The 23,851-nt window shown below is 36.7% G+C and carries 20 protein-coding genes; 19 read left to right on the forward strand and 1 reads right to left on the reverse strand.

Annotated elements, in window-relative coordinates; translation table 11 throughout:
• The first annotated feature begins 1 nt into the window (after position 1).
• The 14 genes from ispG to htpX all read left to right on the forward strand — a co-directional run bounded on the left by ispG (position 2) and on the right by htpX (position 16,435).
• Entirely contained in the window at positions 2-1,078 is a 1,077-nt protein-coding gene (gene ispG, locus SUCMO_RS0104020) for a flavodoxin-dependent (E)-4-hydroxy-3-methylbut-2-enyl-diphosphate synthase (protein ID WP_033297094.1), read from the forward strand.
• Between the two features lie 5 nt (positions 1,079-1,083).
• The gene (locus tag SUCMO_RS0104025) at positions 1,084-2,787 is read left to right on the forward strand and encodes a proline--tRNA ligase (RefSeq protein ID WP_019879226.1); all 1,704 of its coding nucleotides are present in this window, start codon (positions 1,084-1,086) and stop codon (positions 2,785-2,787) included.
• A 291-nt stretch (positions 2,788-3,078) separates the two neighbouring features.
• Complete coding sequence (locus SUCMO_RS0104030) at positions 3,079-3,615, forward strand: glutathione peroxidase (RefSeq protein WP_019879227.1); 537 nt, start codon at positions 3,079-3,081, stop codon at positions 3,613-3,615.
• 14 nt (positions 3,616-3,629) lie between these two features.
• A complete protein-coding gene (locus SUCMO_RS0104035) occupies positions 3,630-4,571 on the forward strand; it encodes an NAD(P)/FAD-dependent oxidoreductase (RefSeq protein WP_019879228.1) in 942 nt (313 codons plus the stop codon).
• A 16-nt stretch (positions 4,572-4,587) separates the two neighbouring features.
• Entirely contained in the window at positions 4,588-4,815 is a 228-nt protein-coding gene (locus SUCMO_RS0104040; protein ID WP_019879229.1) for a glutaredoxin domain-containing protein, read from the forward strand.
• Between the two features lie 115 nt (positions 4,816-4,930).
• A complete protein-coding gene (gene miaB / locus SUCMO_RS0104045; RefSeq protein WP_019879230.1) occupies positions 4,931-6,262 on the forward strand; it encodes a tRNA (N6-isopentenyl adenosine(37)-C2)-methylthiotransferase MiaB in 1,332 nt (443 codons plus the stop codon).
• Entirely contained in the window at positions 6,256-8,829 is a 2,574-nt protein-coding gene (mutS, locus tag SUCMO_RS0104050) for a DNA mismatch repair protein MutS (RefSeq protein ID WP_019879231.1), read from the forward strand. The genes miaB and mutS overlap by 7 nt, the downstream gene beginning before the upstream one ends.
• Before the next feature lie 32 nt (positions 8,830-8,861).
• On the forward strand, positions 8,862-10,856 hold the full coding sequence (gene mutL / locus SUCMO_RS0104055; protein ID WP_019879232.1) for a DNA mismatch repair endonuclease MutL: 1,995 nt from the start codon (positions 8,862-8,864) through the stop codon (positions 10,854-10,856).
• Positions 10,857-10,858: 2 nt separating this feature from the next.
• Positions 10,859-11,629: a class I SAM-dependent methyltransferase gene (locus SUCMO_RS0104060; protein WP_019879233.1), complete on the forward strand. Its 771-nt coding sequence runs from the start codon at positions 10,859-10,861 to the stop codon at positions 11,627-11,629.
• A 3-nt stretch (positions 11,630-11,632) separates the two neighbouring features.
• Positions 11,633-12,568, forward strand: coding sequence for a tRNA (adenosine(37)-N6)-dimethylallyltransferase MiaA (miaA, locus tag SUCMO_RS0104065; protein ID WP_019879234.1), 936 nt, complete (start codon positions 11,633-11,635; stop codon positions 12,566-12,568).
• The gene (locus SUCMO_RS10950; RefSeq protein WP_019879235.1) at positions 12,555-13,736 is read left to right on the forward strand and encodes a divergent polysaccharide deacetylase family protein; all 1,182 of its coding nucleotides are present in this window, start codon (positions 12,555-12,557) and stop codon (positions 13,734-13,736) included. The genes miaA and SUCMO_RS10950 overlap by 14 nt, the downstream gene beginning before the upstream one ends.
• A gap of 23 nt (positions 13,737-13,759) precedes the next feature.
• Complete coding sequence (locus SUCMO_RS0104075; protein WP_019879236.1) at positions 13,760-15,001, forward strand: aspartate aminotransferase family protein; 1,242 nt, start codon at positions 13,760-13,762, stop codon at positions 14,999-15,001.
• Positions 15,002-15,016: 15 nt separating this feature from the next.
• Complete coding sequence (locus SUCMO_RS0104080; RefSeq protein ID WP_019879237.1) at positions 15,017-15,451, forward strand: type II toxin-antitoxin system RatA family toxin; 435 nt, start codon at positions 15,017-15,019, stop codon at positions 15,449-15,451.
• 99 nt (positions 15,452-15,550) lie between these two features.
• Positions 15,551-16,435, forward strand: coding sequence for a zinc metalloprotease HtpX (gene htpX, locus SUCMO_RS0104085; RefSeq protein WP_019879238.1), 885 nt, complete (start codon positions 15,551-15,553; stop codon positions 16,433-16,435).
• 75 nt (positions 16,436-16,510) lie between these two features.
• Here the strand turns inward: htpX and fusA are convergent, their stop codons facing one another.
• A complete protein-coding gene (fusA, locus tag SUCMO_RS0104090; RefSeq protein ID WP_019879240.1) occupies positions 16,511-18,574 on the reverse strand; it encodes an elongation factor G in 2,064 nt (687 codons plus the stop codon).
• Positions 18,575-18,752: 178 nt separating this feature from the next.
• Here fusA and SUCMO_RS0104095 point away from each other — a divergent pair, with 178 nt between their 5' ends.
• The 5 genes from SUCMO_RS0104095 (at position 18,753) to pheS (ending at position 23,850) form a co-directional block, all read left to right on the forward strand.
• A complete protein-coding gene (locus tag SUCMO_RS0104095; protein WP_019879241.1) occupies positions 18,753-19,790 on the forward strand; it encodes a threonine aldolase family protein in 1,038 nt (345 codons plus the stop codon).
• Between the two features lie 13 nt (positions 19,791-19,803).
• Positions 19,804-21,153, forward strand: coding sequence for a TrkH family potassium uptake protein (locus tag SUCMO_RS0104100; RefSeq protein WP_033297097.1), 1,350 nt, complete (start codon positions 19,804-19,806; stop codon positions 21,151-21,153).
• A gap of 11 nt (positions 21,154-21,164) precedes the next feature.
• The gene (locus SUCMO_RS0104105; RefSeq protein WP_019879243.1) at positions 21,165-21,824 is read left to right on the forward strand and encodes a potassium channel family protein; all 660 of its coding nucleotides are present in this window, start codon (positions 21,165-21,167) and stop codon (positions 21,822-21,824) included.
• A complete protein-coding gene (locus SUCMO_RS0104110) occupies positions 21,821-22,615 on the forward strand; it encodes a TrmH family RNA methyltransferase (RefSeq protein ID WP_019879244.1) in 795 nt (264 codons plus the stop codon). The genes SUCMO_RS0104105 and SUCMO_RS0104110 overlap by 4 nt, the downstream gene beginning before the upstream one ends.
• Before the next feature lie 191 nt (positions 22,616-22,806).
• A complete protein-coding gene (pheS, locus tag SUCMO_RS0104115) occupies positions 22,807-23,850 on the forward strand; it encodes a phenylalanine--tRNA ligase subunit alpha (protein ID WP_019879245.1) in 1,044 nt (347 codons plus the stop codon).
• The last annotated feature ends 1 nt before the right edge of the window (position 23,851 follow it).

The following is a 23,851-nucleotide window of genomic DNA, read 5'->3' on the forward strand; positions in this document are numbered from 1 at the left end:
AATGATAAGTGTGGAAAGAAAAAAGACCAAGAAAATTAAAATAGGCACGGTTGAAATAGGTGGTAACTCCTTAATTAGTGTACAGTCGATGACCAATACGAAAACTCATGATGTTGGAGCGACTGTTCAGCAAATTCGAGAATTGCAAGCGGCTGGTTGTGATTTGGTGCGGATGGCGATTCCAGATCAACAAGCCTGTGCTGCTATTGGGGCGATCAAGGCTCAAGTAAATGTGCCCTTGATTGCGGATATTCACTTTGATTATCGATTAGCTTTAGGTGCGATTGAACAAGGTATTGATGCTTTAAGATTAAATCCTGGGAATATTAGTGAAACAGAAAAAGTAAAGCAGGTTGTACTGGCGGCAAAAACAGCAAAAATTCCGATTAGAATTGGGGTTAATGCTGGATCGTTACCAAAAGATTTATTGGGAAAATATGGACATCCTACAGCAGAGGCGATGGTCGAAGCGGCTACCCGCCATATTAAAATTTTACAGGCTTATGATTTTGAAGATATAAAAGTATCTTTAAAGGCTCATGATGTGCAGCTTACTTTAGCGGCTTATAGAAAAATGGCAGAGACTTATGACTATCCTTTGCATTTGGGGATAACGGAAGCGGGAACCATTAATTCTGGGATTATTAAATCGGCGGTGGGAATTGGTGCTTTGTTAGCAGAGGGAATCGGTGATACTTTGCGTGTGTCTTTAACTGGCAACCCCGTACATGAAGTGCGCGTTGCTAGAGAAATTTTAAAGGCTTTAGATTTACGTGACTATGGACCGACGCTTATTTCTTGTCCCACTTGTGGGCGAACTAATATTAACTTAGAAAAATTAGCTTTGCAAGTTGAACAGCGCTTAGCTGGAATTAGTGAACCGATAAAGGTTGCTGTAATGGGCTGCATAGTGAATGGTCCAGGTGAAGCACGCGAAGCTGATATTGGTATTGCGGGTGGAATTGCTGAAGGGTTGATTTTTAAAAAAGGTGAGGTTTTGAGAAAAGTACCCGAAGCTCAATTAATCGGCGAGTTGTTTAAAGAAATAGATATTTTGATTGCAGAAAGGAAGATTTAATAAATATGTTAGCAAGTAATTTATATGCGCCAACTTTACGAGAGGTTCCAGCAGAGGCAGAAATTATCAGTCATAAACTAATGTTACGGGCTGGATTTATGCGTAAGTCAGCTACTGGAATTTATACCTACTTGCCTTTGGCTTGGAAAGTTCTTAAAAAAATTGAGAATATTGTACGCGAGGAAATGGATAATGCAGGCGGTCAAGAATTATTGATGCCGATTATTCAGCCCGCAGAGATGTGGCAAGAAAGTGGACGTTGGAACGTATATGGTGATGAAATGTTTCGCCTACAAGATCGTCATGGTCGTTTTTTTTGCTTAGGGCCAACGCACGAAGAGATGATTACGACTTTAGTACGCGGCGAAGTTCGTTCTTATCGCCAATTACCAGTGCGCTTGTATCAAATTCAAAATAAATATCGCGATGAGCGTCGGCCACGTTTTGGCTTGATGCGTGGCCGAGAATTTATCATGAAAGATTTATACTCTTTTGATAAAGATGAGGCTGGCTTAGATATTAGTTACAAAAGCATGTATGATGCCTATACACGTATTTTCACGCGCTGTAATTTGAAATTCAGACCGGTAGAGGCAGATTCAGGAGCAATCGGTGGTAGTGGCTCACATGAGTTTATGGCTTTAGCAGATAGTGGTGAAGCGGAAATAGTTTATTGTCCAAGTTGTGACTATGCAGGAAATGTTGAAAAAGCTGAGCTAAAACCAATAGTGTTGGCAGAAGAAGCTTTGGCAGAGTTGGAAATTGTAGATACTCCAGATGCGAAAACTATTGCCGCAGTATGTGAATACTTAAATGCTCCAGTCGAAAAATCAGTTAAGGCTGTAGTTTATAATAGTGATAAAGGTCTAGTTATTGTTTTGGTACGTGGTGATCATGAAGTTAATGAAATCAAAGTGCAAAATCATCTTGGCGCATTATTTTTAGAAATGGCCAATGAAGAAGCTATTCAAGCTGCGGGAACGGTAGCAGGCTTTATTGGTGGAGTTGGTAAAAAACAAGCTTATGTTTTATTAGATAGCACTGTGGCGAAGATGTATAATGTTATTTGTGGAGCAGATCAACTTGATAAGCATTATATAAATGCTAATATTGCCCGTGATTTCACCTATGATGCGATTGCTGATGTGCGCTTAATTCAAGAAAATGATCCATGTCCAATTTGTGGTGAAGCTGTTAAAAAAGCACGAGGAATTGAAGTTGGACAAGTATTTAAATTGTTTACGAAATACAGTAAAGCCTTAAAAGCAACTTTCTTAAATGAAAATGGTAAAGAATTACCAATGGTAATGGGTTGTTATGGAATCGGAGTTACACGTACGATGTCAGCGGTAATTGAACAAAGCTATGATGAAGACGGAATTATTTGGCCAGTAGCAATTGCGCCTTATCATGTAGTTATTATTCCGGCGAATACGAAAGATGAAAAAGTAATGGAAGTAGCTCAAGAAGTTTATGCACAATTGCAACAAGGCAAAGTTGAAGTAGTATTAGATGATCGTAATGAGCGAGCCGGAGTTAAATTTAAAGATGCAGACTTAATTGGTTATCCATTGCGGATTACAGTAGGTGCAAAAACTTTAGAACAAGGTTGTGTAGAAGCACGTATTAGAAAAAATGGTTCTGTAGTGAATTTGGAAGTTGGTAAAGCTTATTTACCAGCAGTTCAAGAAATATTAAAAAATTTATAATTAGTTTGTTTATCGCATAACAGCTACCATTATTTGGCTGCTGTGTAATTGTGGATTGCGAATAATAATATAGAAACAGATTTAGGCTGGATTAAGACGTAAAAATTCTTAATCCAGCTTTAATTTTTTCGCATAAAAAAATAATTGTGGAAAATAAATCTTAATAAATTTTTATTATTGCTAATTAAGATTGACTAATTTATAATATTGGTGTATAAAGAATTATAAGCATAAGTTGCAAGCAAAAAAAGAAAGGATAGCAAGTTAGCTCTTGCTATAGAGGTGAAGGTTATGAGTGTACATGATTTCACAGTTAAAAAGAAAAATGGTGAAGAAATTTGTTTGCGTGAGTATAAAGATAAAGTTTTATTGATTGTGAATACAGCGAGTAAATGTGGGTTTACCTCACAGTATGCTGAATTAGAAAAACTATATAAACAATACCAAGAGCGGGGCTTAGTAATATTAGGGTTTCCCTCTAACCAATTTGCTAGTCAAGAACCAGGAACAGACGAGGAAATCCAAAATTTTTGTCAGGTTAATTATGGGGTAACTTTTCCTATATTAGCTAAATCAGAAGTTCGCGGCGCAAATGCACAACCACTTTACAAATATTTAGTTGAACAACAAGGCTTTGCAGGTTTAGAATTTTTAGGCGAGAAGTTAAGTGGATTTTTAAAAAGCAATTTACCGGAATTTTTAGTAGGTGATGAAGTGAAGTGGAATTTTACTAAATTTTTGATAGATAAACAAGGAAAGGTTATCAAGCGCTATGAATCCATGGTTAATCCGTTGGATATTGCGCCTGATATTGAAAAATTATTATAAATGAGGTAGAGGTTATGCAAAAACCGATTAAAGAACTGGAATTATTAATTATTGGCGCAGGCGCAGCAGGTTTAAGTGCAGGTATTTATGCGGCTATGCTAAAAGTTGATACTTTAATTTTAGAAGATCAGTTAATTGGCGGGCAAATTTTAGATGCTTATAGCGTTGAGAATTATCCGGGTTTTATTAATACCACGGGTGCGGAACTAATGGAAATAATGCATCAGCAGGCTGAAAAACAAGGGGCGAAAGTGGATGAGTTTGACACGATTTTAAGTGTAAAACTAACTGATACAGATAAAATTATTGAAACAGATAGTTTTATTTATAAACCTAAAGCTGTGATTATTGCAGCGGGGATGAAAAGAAGAACCTTACCTTTGCCTGAAGAAACCAAGTTTAAAAGTAAAGGTGTGCATTATTGTGAACTTTGTGATGGCCATTTATATGAGGGCAAAAAAATCATGGTTGTGGGCGGGGGACGTGCAGGCGTGGGGGCAGCGATATCATTAACGCGCTATGCAAGTGAGGTATTGTTGATACATCATGGTCCAAGTCTGCAGGCAGAAGCTAAGGTGCAAGATGAGCTTTTGGCGAATGCTAAAATTAAAGTTTTGTATAATATGCAAGTTGTAACCTTGCAAGGTGAACAAAATCTGGAGCGAGTAGTTTTAGAAAATGTTAATACCAAAGAGCAAACAACCATAGAAGTCCCAGGAATGTTTGTCTTTATTGGTTGGATTCCCAGAACAGATATGTACGCCCCATATATAGAATTAGATTCTTATGGGAATATAGTAGCTGGAGAGGATTGCCAAACAAAAGTCGCGGGTGTTTTTGCGGCTGGCGATGTTCGGAGTAAAAAAATCCGTCAACTTACAACAGCGGTTAGTGATGGTACCGTAGCGGCAATTAATGCTGAAGAATATCTGAAAAATTTAAAATATAGTAGATGAGAGAGAGGTTTTAGTGATGCTAAAAGTTTATTCAATTGAAGAATGTACTTGGTGTGCGAAAGTAAAACGCTATTTACAACAAAAAGGTGTAGAGTATTTAGAAATTAATGTCGAAGAAAACGAGCAGGCTTTTAAAGAAATGCTAAGAATTTCAGGGCAACAGACAGTTCCCGTATTAGAAAAAGACGGTCAAGTTGTTGTTGGTTTTGATAAGAAACAAATTGATGAATTACTTCAAGCCTAGAGCGTAAAGAGCCACATAATCGTGGCTCTTTATTTGTTATGATGATAATTTTACTATCTAGAGTAGATATTGTATAATGTAAAGATAATATTTTTTTATAAGGCAAGGTGTGTAGATGGGAAAAAATAAATTTTATCATATATTAAATTTTGGCTGTCAAATGAATGAAAGTGATACAGAACACTATGCGGCACAACTAATAACGTTAGGCTATGAACAAGCGCCAACTATTGAAATTGCTGATGTTATTGTTTTTAATACATGTTGCGTACGAGAAAGTGCAGAACAAAAAATTCTTGGTAAAATTGGTGAAATTAAACATTTAAAAAATAAAAACAAAGAATTAGTTTTAGTTATTGCAGGTTGTATGGCCCAAAAAGAGGGGAAAAATTTAATAAAAAAATTCCCCTATATTGATTGTGTTATAGGGACTCATTATGTAAATAGTTTTTTAGAAATCATACAGGCTTTTTTGGAAAATCGCAAAAAGTTGATTTTGTTAGAACAAAATGCTGATGCTAAAACTGAATTTAGCGGTATAAGTGCGCGTAAAAGTAGTTTTGCGGCTTGGATTCCAATTATGTATGGTTGCAATAATTTCTGCACTTATTGTATTGTACCGCATGTGCGAGGCAGAGAACGTAGCCGAAGTTTTGCGGAAATTGAGCAAGAAATTAAAGAGGCGGTTGCAAAGGGCTTTAAAGAGTTTACTTTGTTAGGACAGAATGTTAATTCTTACGGCAAGGAATTCCCCGGAGAAGACAATTTTGCTAAATTATTGGAAATCGTTGATGCCATCCCAGGAGTAGAACGAATTCGTTATATGACTAGTCATCCGCGAGATATGAATGAAGCGGTAATAAAAACTATTGCGAACAGTAAACATATTTGTGACCATTTCCACTTACCTTTACAAGCAGGTAGTGATAAAATTTTAAAGCGAATGAATCGTGGTTATACAGCTGCCGAGTATTTGAAACTAGTGGAATTGGTAAGGCATTATGTACCCCAAGCCACTTTGACTACGGATTTAATTGTAGGCTTTCCAGGCGAAACAGAAGCTGATTTTCAAGCTACTTTAGATACTGTGAAAGCAGCTGGCTATGACGCTGCCTATACATTTTTATATTCGCGTCGTTCAGGAACTCCAGCGAGTGAATATAGTGAACAGGTGCCACTTCCAGTTAAAAAAGAACGGTTTAATAAACTGTTAGCGATGCAAAACGAAATTTGTTTGGCTAAAAATGAAGCTTATGTAGGTAAAGTAGTGGAGGTCTTGTGTGAAGGTTCAAGTAAAACAGATGCTACAGTATTGACGGGCAGAACTACCGGTAATAAAATCGTTTTATGGCCTAAAATTAAAGAGAATATTGCAATAGGTGATCTTATACAGGTTAAAATTACCCAAGCTCAAACTTGGTTACTAAAAGGTGAGCAAATATGTTAGAAAATCCAACACCAATGATAGCGCAATACTTGAGTGTGAAAGCAAAACATCCTCAAGAGATTCTGTTTTTTCGTTTGGGGGATTTCTATGAAATGTTTTTTGATGATGCCGTTTTGGCATCGAGAGAGTTAGAAATTGCGCTTACAGCTCGTGACGGTGGGAATAAAAATAAAATCCCAATGTGTGGGGTTCCTTACCATGCGGCAAATAATTATATTGCCAAACTTATAGATAAAGGTTATAAGGTTGCAATTTGTGAACAGGTTGAAGATCCTAAAATGACTAAAGGGTTGGTAAAACGCGAAGTTATTAAAGTTGTTACCCCAGGCAGTTTTTTTAATGAAAATTTAGAACAAGGGAGTAATAGCTATATAGTACAAGTAGTGCGCTATGAGTTAGAAGCTGCTTTAGCAGTAGTTGATGTATTCACTGGAGAATTTAAGTACCAATACTTGGGCAGGTTAGAAAATGATAGCTTGCTATTGGATAGTTTAGCTCGTTTAAATCCAGTAGAATTAATTTTAGAAACAATTACTCCAGCAAATGATGTTATGCTAGAATTTTTGCAGAGTCGTTTTCCAAAATGCCTGCTAACTTACTACAAACCTGATGTTGCCGAACAACTGTTAGAAAAACATTTTGAACAACGACCAGCTCAAATTGTTGCAGTAAAAGCCATAGAAAACTTACTAGCTTATGTACAATATATTTTAAAAATAGATTGTAAGCATATTAATAAACTAGAAGAAATTGTTCAAGAAGAATACATGCGTTTGGACACAGCAACATTGCGAAATCTAGAATTGTTGCGCAATACAAACGACTATGGCAGTAAAAATTCTTTGTTTTGGGCATTAAATGCAACTCGGACCAGTATGGGGGCCCGTAAACTACGAAAAAGCATTGAATTTCCGCTCCTAAATATAAACACGATCAGAACTAGGCAAGAAGCTGTAGGCGTACTAATCAAAGAAACTTTGCGGCGAGATACAATTGCTGAGCTGTTAGATAACTGTTGTGATATTGAACGGCTTTTATCCAAAGTAGAGTTAAACACGATAAACCCACGAGATTTAGTTAATTTAAAGCAGACTTTAATAAAATTACCGAGTTTAAAAGTAGAACTGAGCAATTTAACAGCAAGCGGACTTTTACAAAAATTAGGTTTAGAATTGGCTTTGCAAAGTGAATTAGGCGTTTTATTAGAACAGGCTTTGGTAGAAAACCCACCCCTGATTATAAAAGATGGTGGGGTGTTTAAGAGTGGCTACAGTCAAGACTTAGATGAACTGCGAGAGTTATCACAAGATAGTGATACTTGGTTGAAAAACTTTGAGCAACAACAACGAGAGCTTACAGGAATTAAAAATCTAAAAGTAGGCTATAGTAAAATTTTTGGGTACTATCTTGAAGTTAGTAAGGGAAATGTAGGTGCAGTACCAGCTAATTTTATCCGTAAGCAAACCCTAGTTAATGGGGAACGATATATTGTTGCCGAATTAAAAGAATTTGAAGATAAAATTTTAGGCTCTAAAGAAAAAGTATATCAATTGGAATTGCTTTTGTTTGAAAACTTACGTTTACAAGTAGCTAAAAACATTAAGGAGTTACAGTTGTTGGCACAGCAATTAGCTTTATTAGATTTAGTTTTAAGTTTTGCTACTGTAGCGGACCGCTATAACTATATTTGTCCACAAGTTGTTAGCGGCGACCAGCTTAAAATTGTAGAAGGTAGGCATCCAGTAGTCGAAAGACTACTAAAAAAAGAATTGTTTGTACCTAACAATACAGATTTTGCCGGCGCAAGGATACAGATAATTACTGGACCGAACATGGCTGGGAAGTCTACATATATGCGCCAAGTTGCTTTATTGTGTATTATGGCTCAAGTTGGCAGCTTTATTCCAGCAAGCCAAGCAACTATCTCTCCAATTGAGCAGGTCTTTACTAGAGTTGGTGCCAGTGATGATTTAGCAACTGGACAAAGTACGTTTATGGTAGAGATGCAAGAAGTTGCTGGAATTTTGGCAAGAGCTAATAAAAAAAGTTTAATTATCTTAGATGAAGTTGGCCGTGGGACAAGTACTTATGATGGGATTAGTATTGCTCATGCTGTGGTAGAATATATTGCACAAAAGATAAAAGCAAAAACCTTATTTGCTACACACTATCACGAATTAATTGAGCTTGAAACTTGTCTAACTGAAGTAAAGAATTTTAGCGTGGCAATTCGTGAGCGTGGCCGCGAAATAGTTTTTTTAAGAAGGATTGTAAGGGGCGGTTCTGATAAGAGTTATGGTGTACATGTAGCTCAATTAGCAGGATTGCCTAGCTCAGTGTTGCTTAGAGCAACCGCACTAGTAGATTTTTATGCTAAGGATAATAATATATGTCAACCAGAGAAAACGCCTAGTGTTGCGAAAAAATCTGTAGATAATCATTCAACAGGCGACTTATTTAATGATGTTTTGTTACAAGAAGTTTTAGAGTTGGATTTACCAAGCATAACGCCATTAGAAGCGTTGAATTTTTTGTATAAATTCCAAGCAGAACTAAAAAAAACATGATTTAGATATTAACTAAAGAGGTGGTGATAAAGATGGCGAAAATTAAAATTTTAGATAAAAATGTGGCCAATCAAATAGCGGCAGGCGAAGTAGTAGAACGGCCCGCTTCGGTTATAAAAGAGTTAGTGGAAAATTCTTTGGATGCTGGGGCGACAGTAATAGATGTTGAAATTATCCAAGGCGGGATAGAGTATTTACGAGTTACTGATAATGGGCAAGGAATGTCGGCTGAAGATGCCTTGCTGGCTATTGAAAGGCATGCAACAAGTAAGATAAACCTTGCAGAGGATTTGGCTAAAATTCATACATTAGGTTTTCGAGGTGAAGCCTTGCCAAGTATTGCTTCGGTTTCAGAATTTAAGCTTTTGACACGTACTAAAGAAGATGAGCTGGCAATTATTGTACAAGTTGCAGGTGGTTCGGTAAAAGAGCTAGAAAAAACAGGAGCAAACTTAGGAACGACGGTATTTGTGGAAAACTTATTCTATAATTTGCCCGCAAGGCGTAAATTTTTAAAAACAGTTAGTACGGAAGCAAGATATATAAATGAAGTTATAACCAAATTAGCTTTATCAAGGCCAGATGTAAAGTTTACTTTGAAAAATAATGAGCGACTAGTTTTAAAAACACCGGGTAGTGGACAGTTGCAGGACTGTATTCAGGCTCTATATGGTAGTGAAGTGGCGGAAGCTTTGTTAACTGTGAATTTGCAAGCTGCGGGCATTGTGGTTACGGGATTCGTTAGTCGACCTAGTTTTACTAAAAGTAGTAGAATTTTGCAATTAGCTTTTGTCAATAAACGTAGTATTACTAGCAAGCTTGTATATCGTGCTATTGATGCGGCTTATCAATCTAAAATAGCTCGAGGAACACATCCCTTTGCACTTTTAAACATTACAATTGATACTGAACAGGTTGATGTTAATGTGCATCCTCAAAAACAAGAAGTAAAGTTTAGCGATGATAGTTTTGTTTATCGGCATCTTTATCGTGCCATTTTAAATGCTTTAGAATATCCATTAGAGGAATTAGTTTTGCAAGAAAAACAAGGAACTCAAAATATCGAGGCAATAAGCAATGCCGCAGAAGTTTCCAAGGATAATTCTCCAAGACTGGTAAGTTTTTGCCAAGAAAAGAATTATATTTATCCTAAACAGCAAGAAACAGGTGAAATTTGGCGGGCTGCTCATTCGGAAATAGAGGCAACAATTAGAAATAATGTTGCCACAAAGCAACAAGAGCGGTCGCAAATTATTACTGAAGTAGAACGTAGCTCAGTAGCGACAACAACAGTAGTGCCTAATATAGCGCTAGAAAGCATGAAAACTATAAATGAAAAATCTTTCTTCAATGAGGAACTTTCAGAATTAAAAACTGGATTTGATCCAATTACGGGCGAGGTAGCTTCAGTTGTTGTTCCTCTTCAAGATGCTAGTTCATTGTTTGAGGATAAAAAGTTTTCTAAATTGCAAGCTCTAGGACAAGTTTTAAACAAATATATTTTAGCAGAACAAGGGGATAAACTAGTAATTATAGATCAACATGCGGCGCATGAAAGAATAATTTATGATAAATTGGTTCAGCAAGAACAAGCTAATTATGTACAGGAGCTTTTGGTACCGGAGTATATCAAGTTATTGCGTTCGGAAGAACAGTTAATTCAAGAAAATTTGGCACATTTTCTACAAATTGGTCTGCAATTAGAGTTTGTAGGACAGCAGACAGTGCGTGTTGCTAGTGTGCCTGCTGCAATTAATAGTGAAAATTTTAGAGAGTTTTTTAATTATTTGTTACAAACTTTGTTAGAATATAAAAAGCCAACTTTAGCTGATTTCAGACAAGCCGTGGCACACTCGGTTGCTTGCAAAGCAGCAATAAAAGCGGGTAAAAATTTAGATTTAGGACAGATGCAGCTTTTGTTAGAAGAATTATTGGCAACTACCCATCCTTTTACATGTCCTCATGGGCGGCCAATTATGATCGAATTTACAGATCATGAATTAAATAAAATGTTTAAGCGGAGTTGAAGATGAAGGTAGCCATAACTGTAAGTAATAAGGCGGGCTGGGCTCAATGTGAATTAGCCAAGCAATATGCCCGGCAACTGGAAGTTGCTTATTTAGCTCGAAAACCAATAACTGCAATGTTGGAAGAAAATGAGTTACAAGCGATCTTAGTTCTAGAAAATTCTGGGTGGAAATTAAAAACCACAGAGCAAGAATTTTTTTTTCACCCGAGTATGGCTAAGTTAAGGATCGAAAATCTATTGAAAGGCGGAACCGATAATTTATTGGAAGCAATGCAACTACAAACCGGCATGAAGATTTTAGATGCTACGTTGGGCTTAGCAAGCGATGCTTTAGTTTGTGCATATGCATTGGGAAATCAGGGGACGATTACCGGAATAGAAGCTTCTAAGTGGATAAGTTTTATTGTGACGCAAGGATTAAAAGATTATTCAACTATAGGTCTGTTAGAAAACGCAGCACAGCGTATCAAGGTTCACTGCCAAGATCATTTGAGTTATTTGGTGTCGCAGGCTGATGCCAGTTATGATATTGTTTATTTTGACCCGATGTTTGAACACCCTGTGCATGGTTCGAGTAACATGCAACCTTTGCGCGAATTCGCTTGTAGCCAAGAATTAACTTTATTAGCTATAGAGCAGGCACTGCGTGTAGCTAGGCGACGTGTTGTTATTAAAGAAAACAAATATAATAGTTTATTTGCTAAATTACCGCTAACAAGGGTGTGTGGTGGTAGATATAGTAAAATAAAGTATGCTGTTATTGAGGTATAGAACATGAAAAAAAAAGTGATTGTTTTATTGGGGCCCACGGCTACTGGTAAAAGTGATTTGGGAATTGAATTAGCCCAATTATTAGATGGAGAAATAATTTCGGGAGATAGTGTCTTGGTCTATCAGGGCTTAAATATTGGCAGTGCTAAACCAGCTAGAGAAGAAATGGCGGGTATTCAACATCATATGATTGATATTTTAACAGCAAAAGAGAGTTTTGATGTTTTGACCTTTAAAAAAAAGGTTGAAGAATTAATAGTTTCTATCAATGCCAAAGGGAAAATGCCGATTTTAGTTGGGGGGACAGGACTTTATCTTAAAGCAGTTCTAGAGGATTATTCTTTTTTGAATGTGCAAGAAAATGTACAACTAAGAAAAGAATTAGAAGAATTTGCGAGCCAGTATGGGAATAAAGCATTACATCTGCGTTTGGCAGAATTAGATAAGGCAATGGCCGAAAAACTACATTATAATGATTGTTTTCGTGTTATTCGCGCAATTGAAATAGCGTTAGCGGGAGAAAATAAAGAACAGGCTAGTTCAACTGGACAAATTCGACCTGATTATCAGGCTTGGGTATATGGTTTGAATATGGAGCGGAGCAAATTATACGCGCGAATTAATTTGCGTGTAGATAAAATGTTAGAAGCTGGCTTAATTGCGGAGGTAAAAAATTTGTTGGCGGATGGAGTTTCTAGCCAGTCACAGGCTTTACAGGCAATTGGTTATAAACAAGTTGTGGAATATCTTCAAGGTGAAGTGGATTATGATACTTGCGAATACAATATTAAACAGGCTACGCGTCGCTTTGCGAAACGACAAATTACTTGGTTTAAGAAAATGTCATATATAAAATGGTTAGAAGTTACGGAAAAAACAAAAATGGAAGACGTAGCCAAATTCATTGCACAGGAGGTAGGCAGTTATGAAGAAGTATAGGTGGGGTAATATAACAATTTTTGCTATAGCCATATTAGTAGTTAGTGCCTTAGCAAGTTGGTATTTTTTTGCTAATAAAACTAAATCTGATGCAGGAAAAGAACAACCTCAAACTAAACAAGTAGTATTGAATAAAAGTGACTATAAAGAAGAAAGTAAACAAGCCTTACGCTTGCTAGATAAATTTTTTGCACAACATGAAAATTGGGCAGTTGAAGAACAGTCACGGTTAGAAAGTAAACAACATGGTAGCAGTGGTTTAACTAGAAGTATGGAAATTCGTTTGACCGAAAAAGACAATCTAGAGGTAGTGCTAGAAAAACTAAAAGGTTTTGCAGAAAAAAATAACTTGAAAATGCAAGCACAAAAGGAAGAGAAAACTACTAGTGCTAACAAAGCCATTAGTTTAGAGATTGGGTTTGAAACGGCTCAGGGAGTATTTGTAACTGATAAATTACTTTTTTTGTCAGCAAATAAAGAAAAGAGTAAAAAGAAAGAAAGCGCTGGCAATGGTCGTTTAGCTCTAATAATTGATGATGCAGGCTATTCATTGGAACCTTTAGAAAAAATGTTACAAATAGAGGTACCATTAACTTTTGCGATTTTACCATATCGACCCTATTCAGAGGATAGTTTAAGATTGATTAAGGCTTCGGGGCAACAAGCAATTTTACATTTGCCGATGCAACCCTTAAATCAAGCAGCACAATCAGAAAAAAGCACGATAACAGTAGATATGACAGAAAATGAAATTATCGCCACTACTAAAGCTGCTTTAGATAGTTTACCAGGTGTTATTGGTGTAAATAATCATCAAGGTTCGCGAGCTACGGCTGATGAACGGGTGGTGAAAGCAGTATTAAGTGTGTTAAGTAATCGGGATTTGTTTTTTGTAGATAGTTATACCCAACCAAAAACTATCGCTTATAAAGTAGCTACACAAATGGGCGTTCCCAATGCAAGGAACATGGCTTTTTTAGATGGTGAAGCTGATGTTAGCTATATTAAGGGGCGGATGTTGCAGGCCGCAAAAGCTGCCTTGAATGATGGAACGCATATTGCGATTTGTCATGTGCGCCCCGCTACAGCTACGGCGCTACTGGCAACTATTGAAGAAATTAAAAGTATGGGTGTAAAATTAGTTTATGTATCTGATTTAGTAAATTAAAATAATTACTAGGGAGTGGAAGCATGTCAACTGAACAAGTTATTAGTAAATATGAAAAATATATAAATCCAGCGATGGCGAAATTATTTAGATTTATGGGTTTAAATAGTGTTGAAAATAGGGCTCAAGGCTGTTATGTATATGATGAGCAAGATAAAGAGTATATTGATTGCTTAGGTGGTTATGGGGTCTTTGCCTTAGGTCATTGTCACCCTCAAGTTGTAAAAGCTGTTCAAGAACAGGTAGGAAGGATACCTCTATCGAGCAAAGTTCTGTTCAATCGTCAATTAGCAGATTTAGCCGAAAAATTAGCGGAAATAACTCCAGGAGACTTGCAATATTCTTTTATTGTAAATAGTGGTACAGAAGCTGTAGAAGCGATGTTGAAAGTAGCAAAATTGGCTACTGGTAAAGGTAAGTTTCTATGTATGACAAATTCATTTCATGGCAAAAGTTTAGGTTCATTATCAGCCACTGGACGGGAGTTATTTCGCGAACCATTTAAACCCTTGTTAAATGGTTTTGAACACATTCCTTTTGGGGATATTAAGGCTTTAGAACAAAAACTTGATTCTAGCTATGCTGGAGTGATTTTAGAACCGATTCAAGGAGAAGGTGGAATTATTTTACCGCCAGCAGGATATTTGCAAAAAATTCGCGAACTTTGTGATCAGCATGGTGTATTGATGTTAGTAGATGAAGTGCAAACAGGAATGGGGCGTACTGGTAAATATTTTGCAGTTGAGCACGAAGCTGTAGTGCCAGATATTATTGCATTGGCAAAAGCACTAGGTGGCGGAGTTATGCCGATTGGAGCAATAGTGGCGCGAGAAAAAGTTTGGCAGGGCTTAATTGAATCACCATTTTTACATACTACAACTTTTGGTGGTAATCAATTAGCTTGCACAGCTGCTTTAGCTACAATAGAAGTTATTGAAAAAGAAGGGCTGCTGGCGTTAGCACGTGATAATGGCGCATATTTTTTGGCAGGATTGAGGGCTATCCAAGATAAATACCCCGCAGTAATTACTCAAGTCCGTGGTTTAGGAATGATGCTGGGGCTAGAGCTTAGTAAAGAGGGCGTGGGCGGTTTGCTTTTATCGTTATTAATCGATGATGGAATTTTGATTGCTTACACCCTAAATAATCCCAAAGTAATTAGGCTAGAACCAGCCTTGAACATGCCTAGAGAATTGATTGATATTGTATTGGCAAAAATAGCGTGTGCAGTAGCTACTGCCAATGAAGCAATAGAAGATTTATAGAAAAGAGGGAAAAAAATGCCAAGTGTATTAGTAAGTAAAAAAGTTAGTGGCAAGATAGACGATATTTATCAGCTAATCAGTGATATGCCTAGTTATCCACGATTCATGCCGGATTTGCTTAGTGTAACTTTGCTGTCCAGGGAATTAAATAAAACGACAACCCATTGGATTTCTAATGTTGATGGGCGGAAGATTGAGTGGACTGAAGAAGATTTATTTTATCCGCAACAGTATCGGATTGAGTATCAGCAAATAAAAGGCGATTTAAAAAAGTTTACTGGTTACTGGCAGTTAGCAGAAACAACGGAAGGGGTAGAAATTAGTTTATTTGTAGATTTTGAATTTGGGATCCCTATGATTGCCGGCTTATTAAATCCGCTATTAAAGAAGAAAGTCCGCGAAAACAGTGAAAATATGTTAACTGCAATTGAACAAGAACTTTGCAAATAATTTCACAAAAAATTTACAAATTTATACTTGTATTTTGGCGAAAATTCCGCTAGTATGAATGATATAAAACAAACATTAGTTTATGTTTAGGAGGGGTATATGAGTTCTTTAAAAACGGCTGCTTTATTGGCCTTGATGACAGCCCTATTGGTAGCAGTAGGTGGGGCTTTTGCTGGTCGAGGCGGCATGATGATTATGTTAATTATTTCTTTAGGGATAAATTTTGTAAGTTACTGGTTTAGTGACAAAATAGTTTTAAAAATGTATAATGCTCAAGAAGTTAGTATGCAACAAGCACCAGAATTAGTTGGTTTAGTTGCGAAATTAGCAAGAAAAGCAAATATGCCTATGCCTAGGGTATATGTAATTGATATGGATGCACCTAATGCTTTTGCAACAGGCAGAAATCCAGAGAATGCTGCAGTAGCGGCAACAAGAGGAATTCTGAGAATGTTGACTTTAGAAGAATTAGAGGGCGTTATGGCTCATGAGTTAGCGCACGTGAAAAATCGTGACACCTTAATTAGTACGATCGCGGCTAGTTTAGCTGGGGTGATTACAATGATTGCTGATATGGTACGTTGGGGTGCGATTTTCGGAATGGGACGTAGCAATGATGATGATGGTGAAGGGGCAGGCGGATTAGTTGGCTCCTTAGCAATGATGATAGTGGCGCCATTGGCGGCAATGCTAATTCAAATGGGTATTTCTCGTTCGCGTGAATATTTGGCAGATCGAACTGGGGGAGAATTGTCAGGTAATCCGTTGGCATTGGCTAGTGCTCTTAGCAAAATGGAGATGTTTGCACGGGGTACTTATCAGCCGGATACTAACGCTACGCCAGCAACGGCACATATGTTTATTGTAAATCCACTAGCGGGCAAAGGGCAATGGTTAATGAGTCTTTTTAGTACACATCCGACTACTGCCAGCCGAATTGAAGAATTAAAAAAACAAGCTGAATTAATGCGGTATCGCAAATAGTTAAAAAAAGCGCACTTGCTTGAAAGTTTTTTAGGAAACTTTAGCAAGTGCGCTTTTTATAGTATAATTATATAATCATTCGGATTTACTACTGTTTTTAATTAATTCTTCTGCTATTTTATGTGGCACTTCTTCATAATGAGAAAAATGCATATCGAATTGGCCACGGCCTTGAGTAAGTGAACGAAGTTGCACAGCATAATCTAGCATTTCTGCATAAGGAACTTGCGCAATAACTTTTCCTTGTCCTTTCTCACCAGGTGTCATACCTGCAATTCTACCACGGCGACTATTAAAGTCTCCGATTACATCCCCCATGTAATTATCAGGCATAGCTACTTCAACTTCATAAATTGGCTCTAAAATAACAGGTTTGGCTTGCAGGGCAGCTTTTTTGAAAGCACCACTACTAGCTATTTTAAAGGCCATTTCAGAAGAGTCCACTGTATGATAAGAACCATCTAGTAGGGTAACTTTAACATCTACGACTTGATTACCTGCTAGCACGCCAGACTGCATAGCTTCTTGGACGCCTTTTTCTACAGCGGGGATATACTGTCTAGGTACGGCCCCACCAAAAATGGCATCTACAAACTCTAACCCTTTTCCAGGTTCAATAGGTTCGATTTTAATTTTCACATGTCCATATTGTCCATGTCCGCCACTTTGTTTTTTGTGCTTGTTTTCGACTTCAGCAACACCACGGATGGTTTCGCGATAGCTGATTTTAGGTAGATGGGTATTAGCTTCTACACCAAATTTGCGTTTCATCTTTTCTAAAATTATATCAAGATGTTGGTCGCCGATACCGCTAATGAGTTTTTCTTTACTGCCGGCTAATTTATAGGAAATAAAGGTTGGATCTTCATCCATTAGACGGGTGATGGCAGTCCCGATTTTATCTTCATCGTTTTTATTTTTTGCTTCGATGGCTAAAGTATACATTGGCTTAGGAAAAGAAATACTTTCAAATTGGAGCGGTTGCTCTTTTTGGCAAATTGTATCACCAGTTGAAGTATCTTGTAATTTGGCAACAACGCCGATATCACCCGCCACAATTTTAGTTAAAGGAAGCTGTTGTTTGCCACGTAAACTAAAAATGTTGCCAACGCGTTCTGTCTTATCTTTATTAATATTATAGATTGTACTGTCCGGAGTGATACTGCCAGAAAAAACTTTCAAAAAGCTTAAACGGCCGACAAATGGATCAGTGGTAGTTTTAAAAACTAAAGCAGCCAAAGAACTATTGGGATTGAGGGTAATAGGATTGTTGGTACGTTTATCTGTAACTTGTATCGTTTTTTCACTAGCGTTAGGTGTGTAATCAGTGATAGAATCTAAGAGACGTCCAATGGCAATATTTTTGCTAGTAGAACCACAAAATACAGGGAAAATACGAGCGTTTTTTACGCCATCAACTAAACCAAGCATTATTTCTTCTTCACTTAGTTCTTCACCATCAAAATATTTGGTTAGAATTTCATCATTAACCTCAGCGGCAGCTTCGATGATTGCTTCGCGAGAAATAGTGGCGATATCTAACAGTTCTTCAGGAATTTCTTCTTCTATATAAATATTCCCTTGGGCAATATACGCTTTCATTTTAACTATATCGACAATGCCGCGAAAATTTTGTTCCGAACCAATTGGGATTTGCAAAGGAATTACTCTTTTGGAAAAATTTGCTTGCATAGTGTCGACAATTTTTTCAAAGTTAGCATTTTCACGATCCATTTTGTTTACAAAAATAATTCTAGGTAGGTTTAGTTCTTCAGCATAGTTCCAAACTTTTTCAGTGCCGACTTCTACACCAGAATAAGCACATACTACCACTAAAGCACTGTCTACAGCATGAAGACAGCCTTTGACTTCAGCCACGAAATCTGCATAACCAGGTGTGTCAATGAAGTTTATTTTGTTGTCTTTCCATTCAACCGGAGCTAAAGCAGAGCTAATTGTAACTTTACGTTTAATTTCTTCTGGTTCGTAATCGGTAGTCATAGAACCATCCTCGATTTTCCCCATTCTTGTTATTGCGCCGGAACGGAACAGTAAAGCCTCGGCAACCGAAGTTTTACCCGAACCGCTGTGACCGACAATGCCCACGCTGCGTATTTTGTTACTAGTGTAATCTTTCATCATAAGATCCCCCTTGTTTCAAAAATGTGGTACGTTAACTCTTTGTGTTAATAATTCGATAAATTTATGCATAATCCTGCTGCTGTTTACAAAAAATTATAAAATAATTAGAAAAATTTTATTTTGCCTGATAACATATTATATTAGAAAAATATTACGGAAAAGGAATGTGATAATAGTGTACAGTTTTAAAAACGATTATAGCGAGGGGGCACATCCTCAAATTTTAAACCAAATTTTAAAAATAAACGCCGAACAAAATATTGGTTATGGACAAGACCAATATAGTGAGTTGGCTAAAGAATTGATAAAAAATATAATTGCTAAAAAAGATGCAGCGATTCATTTTCTTGTAGGCGGAACTCAAACTAACCTTACGGTTATGGCGGCGTTTTTACGTCCTTATGAAGCCGTAATAGCTCCACATACTGGGCATATTTTGGTTCATGAAACAGGAGCGATTGAATCAACAGGTCATAAGATTATTAGCGTTGCCACTACAGAAGGAAAATTGACAACAGAACAAATATTAGCAGTATTAAAGGAACATACAGATGAACATATGGTTAAACCTAAGATGGTATATATTTCTCAACCAACTGAAATCGGTACAATATATTCTTATGCGGAACTAAATAAAATAAGTGAATTATGTAAGCAAAAAAACTTGTATTTTTACATCGACGGTGCTAGACTAGGTTCGGCGTTGATGTCGGAAAAAAACGATGTGAATTTAGCGCAAATAGCTCAATTAACGGACGCATTTTATATTGGGGGCACGAAAAATGGAGCATTATTTGGCGAGGCTTTAGTAATTTGTCGACAAAAACTACAAACAGATTTTCGCTATCACATTAAACAACGCGGTGCTATGTTGGCTAAAGGTCAGTTTTTAGGGGTGCAGTTTTGGGAAATGTTTAAAGCTGGACTTTATTATCAATTAGCAGAGCATGCTAATAAAATGGCAAAACTTTTAAAAATGGCCTTGCAAGACTTAGAATGTGAATTTTTAGTGAATACGGATACAAATCAAATTTTTCCAATCTTGAGTAAACGGGTTATTGCTAGTCTAGAAAAAAAATACAGCTTTTATATCTGGCAAGAAATAAGTGAAGATTGTGCAGCTGTTCGCTTAGTAACATCATGGGCGACCAGTGAAAGTGTTGTACAAGAGTTTGTTGCAGATTTAAAGCAATTATTGAGTGGCGCGGTATAAACAATAGGAGGCAATGGTTTTGGAAGCTTTATTAAGAAAATTTAGTTGGCATTTTTCTAATTATCAAATTGTAGTTTTAAGTTTTGCAATCTTGATTTTTACAGGGGCACTACTGCTAATGTTACCCTGGGCAAGCACTAACGATGAAAGTTTAAGTTTTTTAAATGCGCTGTTTACAGCTACTTCGGCTGTTTGTGTAACAGGCTTGGTTGTAGTAGACACTGGTACACACTTTACGATATTTGGACAGATGGTAATTATTATTCTTATTCAGTTAGGGGCTATTGGCGTTATGACCGGGGCAACAATGACAATTGTTGCTTTGGGCAGAAGAGTGAATTTAAAACAACGTTTATTAATGCAAGAAAGTCTCAATCAAGATGGGTTATCAGGAATGGTAAGATTAACACAAATTATTATAAAATATACTTTTTTAATCGAATTTTTAGCTGGGATAATCTTAGCGCTAAGATTTTATCAAGATTATGGTCTAAAAGGAATTTATTTTGGCTTTTGGCATGCAATATCGGCCTTTTGTAATGCCGGTTTTGATTTACTTGGTGGTTATAGTAGTCTTACCAGTTATAGTGGCGATATTATCATAAATTTGACAATTGCAAGTTTAATAATTTTAGGTGGTTTAGGTTTTACGGTAATGGTAGATGTTGTTGAGAAAAAAAACTGGCAAAGGTTACTAGTGCATACCAAGGTGGTTATTTTTACCACGGTGTTGTTAATTATAGTAGGTAGTGTTGGTATTTATATATTGGAAAAAGATAATGTGGACACTTTGGGGGGCTTGAGCCTACAAGCCAAACTGCTAGCTAGCTTTTTCCAAGCTGTATCGCCGCGTACGGCAGGATTTAACACGATTGATTTGACGGCTTTAAATAGTTCGACGATATTTTTAATTATCTCCTTAATGTTTGTAGGTGGGTCCCCTGCTTCAACTGCAGGGGGGATAAAGACCACGACTTTTTATATTTTAATTATGTCTGTTTGGAGTATGATTCGAGGCAAGTCCGAAACTACTATTTTTTATCGTAGCATTAGTCAAAATGCAATACATAAAGCTTATGTTGTGTTTACGCTATCAGGCATTTTAGTGATTTCGGTTACTTTTTTGCTGAATATTTTTGAAGGCAATAATTTTTTATATTTGTTTTTTGAAACTATTTCGGCATTTGCAACCGTGGGGTTATCTTGTGGATTAACGCCTGCATTAACAGATAATAGCAAGATTGCATTAATTATTACAATGTTTGCTGGACGGGTGGGTCCGTTAACTTTAGCTTATGCACTTTTGCATAAAAACAAAGAGGCGGCGATTAGATATCCCGAAGGCAAAGTAATTATAGGGTAGAGGTGAGTATTTTGAAAAATAAAAAACAATACGCGGTAATTGGCTTAGGGAAATTTGGCGGTAGTGTAGCTAGAACTTTAAATGAATTAGGCCACGAGGTTTTGGGTATTGATATTGATGAAGAAAAAGTGCAAGCTTATAGTAATATTTTAACGCATGTCGTTATTATGGATGCTCGCGATGAAGAAAGTTTATATTCTTTGGGGCTTAGAAACTTTGATGCTGTAGTTGTGGCAATTGGCGAAGGTGTAGAAACTAATTTATTTACGACATTAATTTTAAAAGAATTTGGTGTAGCTAAAATTGTAGTTATGGCTAATAACCATTTACATGGACGCATGTTGGAAAAAATTGGCGCAGATAAGATAATTTATCCGGATATCGACATGGGACAACGAGTGGCGCATAATATTGCTTCAAGTAGCATTTTAGATTTTGTGGAATTAGATGATAATTTGAGCGTGGTAGAATTTCATGCCCCCCGCTTTATAGTGGGGCATACTTTGGCACAAACCCGCTTAAGAGATGAATATGAAGTCAATGTAGTAGCCCTGAAAAATAAAAATGGCATTCAAGTACCACCCTCGCCGCACGCCATAATTAATGCTGACGATGTATTAATTTTAGTTGGTAAAAATGATGGAATTAGACGTTTGGAGGCCTTGGTATGATCGAAATACAAAGCCTGCAAAATACAGTAGTTAAAGATTGTGTTAATTTAGCTTTAAAAAAATATCGTCAGCAACAAGGATTGTTTATTGTAGAGGGCTGGAAACTTATAGACGAGGTTTTAGATAGTGGCTGGCAGATTAAAGATATTTTTATCGAAAAGACTGCCCTTGCTAATTTAGCATCTGTAAAAATTAATCAATTGCAACAAGCTTGTGAGAATTTTTATAAAATTAATGAAGAGATTTTAAAGAAAATATCAGATGTACAAACTGCTCAGGGGATTTTAGCAACTGTATATATGCCCAAACCACAACTGGATTTGGAAAAATTGGCGAGCCAAAATGGGTTAATCTTGGTGTTGGAGACAATTCAAGATCCTGGCAACTTAGGAACGTTAATTAGAACAGCAGTGGCAACAGGTGTTCAGGCGATAGTACTAGTGGAAAATTGCGCGGACCTTTATGCGCCTAAAGTTGTTAGAGGGAGTATGGGCGGTATTTTTCGTGTCCCGATTATCGGAATGTCTCGGCTGGAAGTTTTGGAGCGATTAAAGGCTAGTAATTATAAAATTTTAGTTACTAGTTTAGAGGCCGCCCAAAATGTTTATGAAATAGAATTGCCAGTTAGAATGGCCTTAGTTTTAGGGAATGAAGCAAATGGGGTTAGTGAAGTTTTTTTGCAAGCGAGTGACTTGAAAATAGTCTTGCCACAGCTAGGAAAGATAGAATCCTTAAATGTAGCTATCGCAGGCAGTGTCTTGATGTATGAGTATTTAAGGCAAAATAAGTAGAAAATATACGCTATTTTGCTTGATAGATAGCTTTTTTTAATGTTATAATTAACAAGTGTTAGATAATAGTGTTAAGAATAATATTAGTATGTAACTTGTTGAAATAAAATACTGCCTTAGTTGTTTGAAACATTAGTACAAAACAGCCTAAGGTAGTTTTTGTATTATTTTTTAGGGGGATTGTTTGAAAAATGGAGCAACAAATAAAGGCTTTGCAAATAGAAGCGACAGAAAAATTTGCCGCGGCTAACAGCTTAGAGCAATTAAATGATTTTAAAGTACAATATTTGGGTAAAAAAGGGTCGCTGACTAGTATTTTGCGGGGGATGGGTAATTTATCAGCCGAAGAAAGACCGCGGATGGGACAATTAGTTAATGATGTCCGCAAAGTTCTGGAAGATTTATTTGAAACAGTAAGTGCGAAATTAAGCCAGCAAGAACTGGAAAATAGATTAAGTAGTGAAAAAATTGATATAACTTTACCAGGGAGAGTCAATAAAATTGGTCATATTCATCCAATAAACTTAACTATGCGCCGTATTAAAGATGTGTTTTTGAAGATGGGTTTTAGTATTTATGAAGGGCCAGAAGTTGAAAGTGATTATTATAATTTTGAAGCTTTAAATTTGCCCAAAGATCATCCAGCGCGAGATATGCAAGATTCTTTCTATATAACTCCGGAATTTTTATTGCGTACCCATACTTCGCCAATGCAAGCTAGAACTATGGAAGTAAATTCCAAAGAGAATAAGCCTATTAGAATGATTGCACCTGGCAAGGTATATCGTCGTGATTATGATGCCACACATTCACCAATGTTTCATCAAGTAGAAGGATTAGTAGTGGGTGAAGATATTAGCTTAGCGGATCTGAAAGGTACTTTAGAATTATTTTTGAAAGAAATTTTTTCCGAAGATGTAAAAGTACGCTTAAGACCAAGCTTTTTCCCTTTTACAGAACCAAGTGCGGAAGTTGATATTTCTTGTGTGATTTGCAAAGGTGCTGGTTGCAGAGTTTGTAAATCATCAGGTTGGTTAGAAATTTTAGGTTCGGGTATGGTACACCCACGCGTTTTAGAAATGAGTGGTTATGATAGTAGTAAAGTTAGCGGCTTTGCTTTTGGCATGGGTGTAGAACGGATTGCAATGTTATTATATGGAATTGATGACTTAAGACTGTTTTTTGAAAATGATTTGCGTTTTATAAGACAGTTTGCTTTAAGGGGGATTAAATAAC

It is taken from the genome of Succinispira mobilis DSM 6222 (assembly GCF_000384135.1).
Lineage (GTDB): Bacteria > Bacillota > Negativicutes > Acidaminococcales > Succinispiraceae > Succinispira > Succinispira mobilis.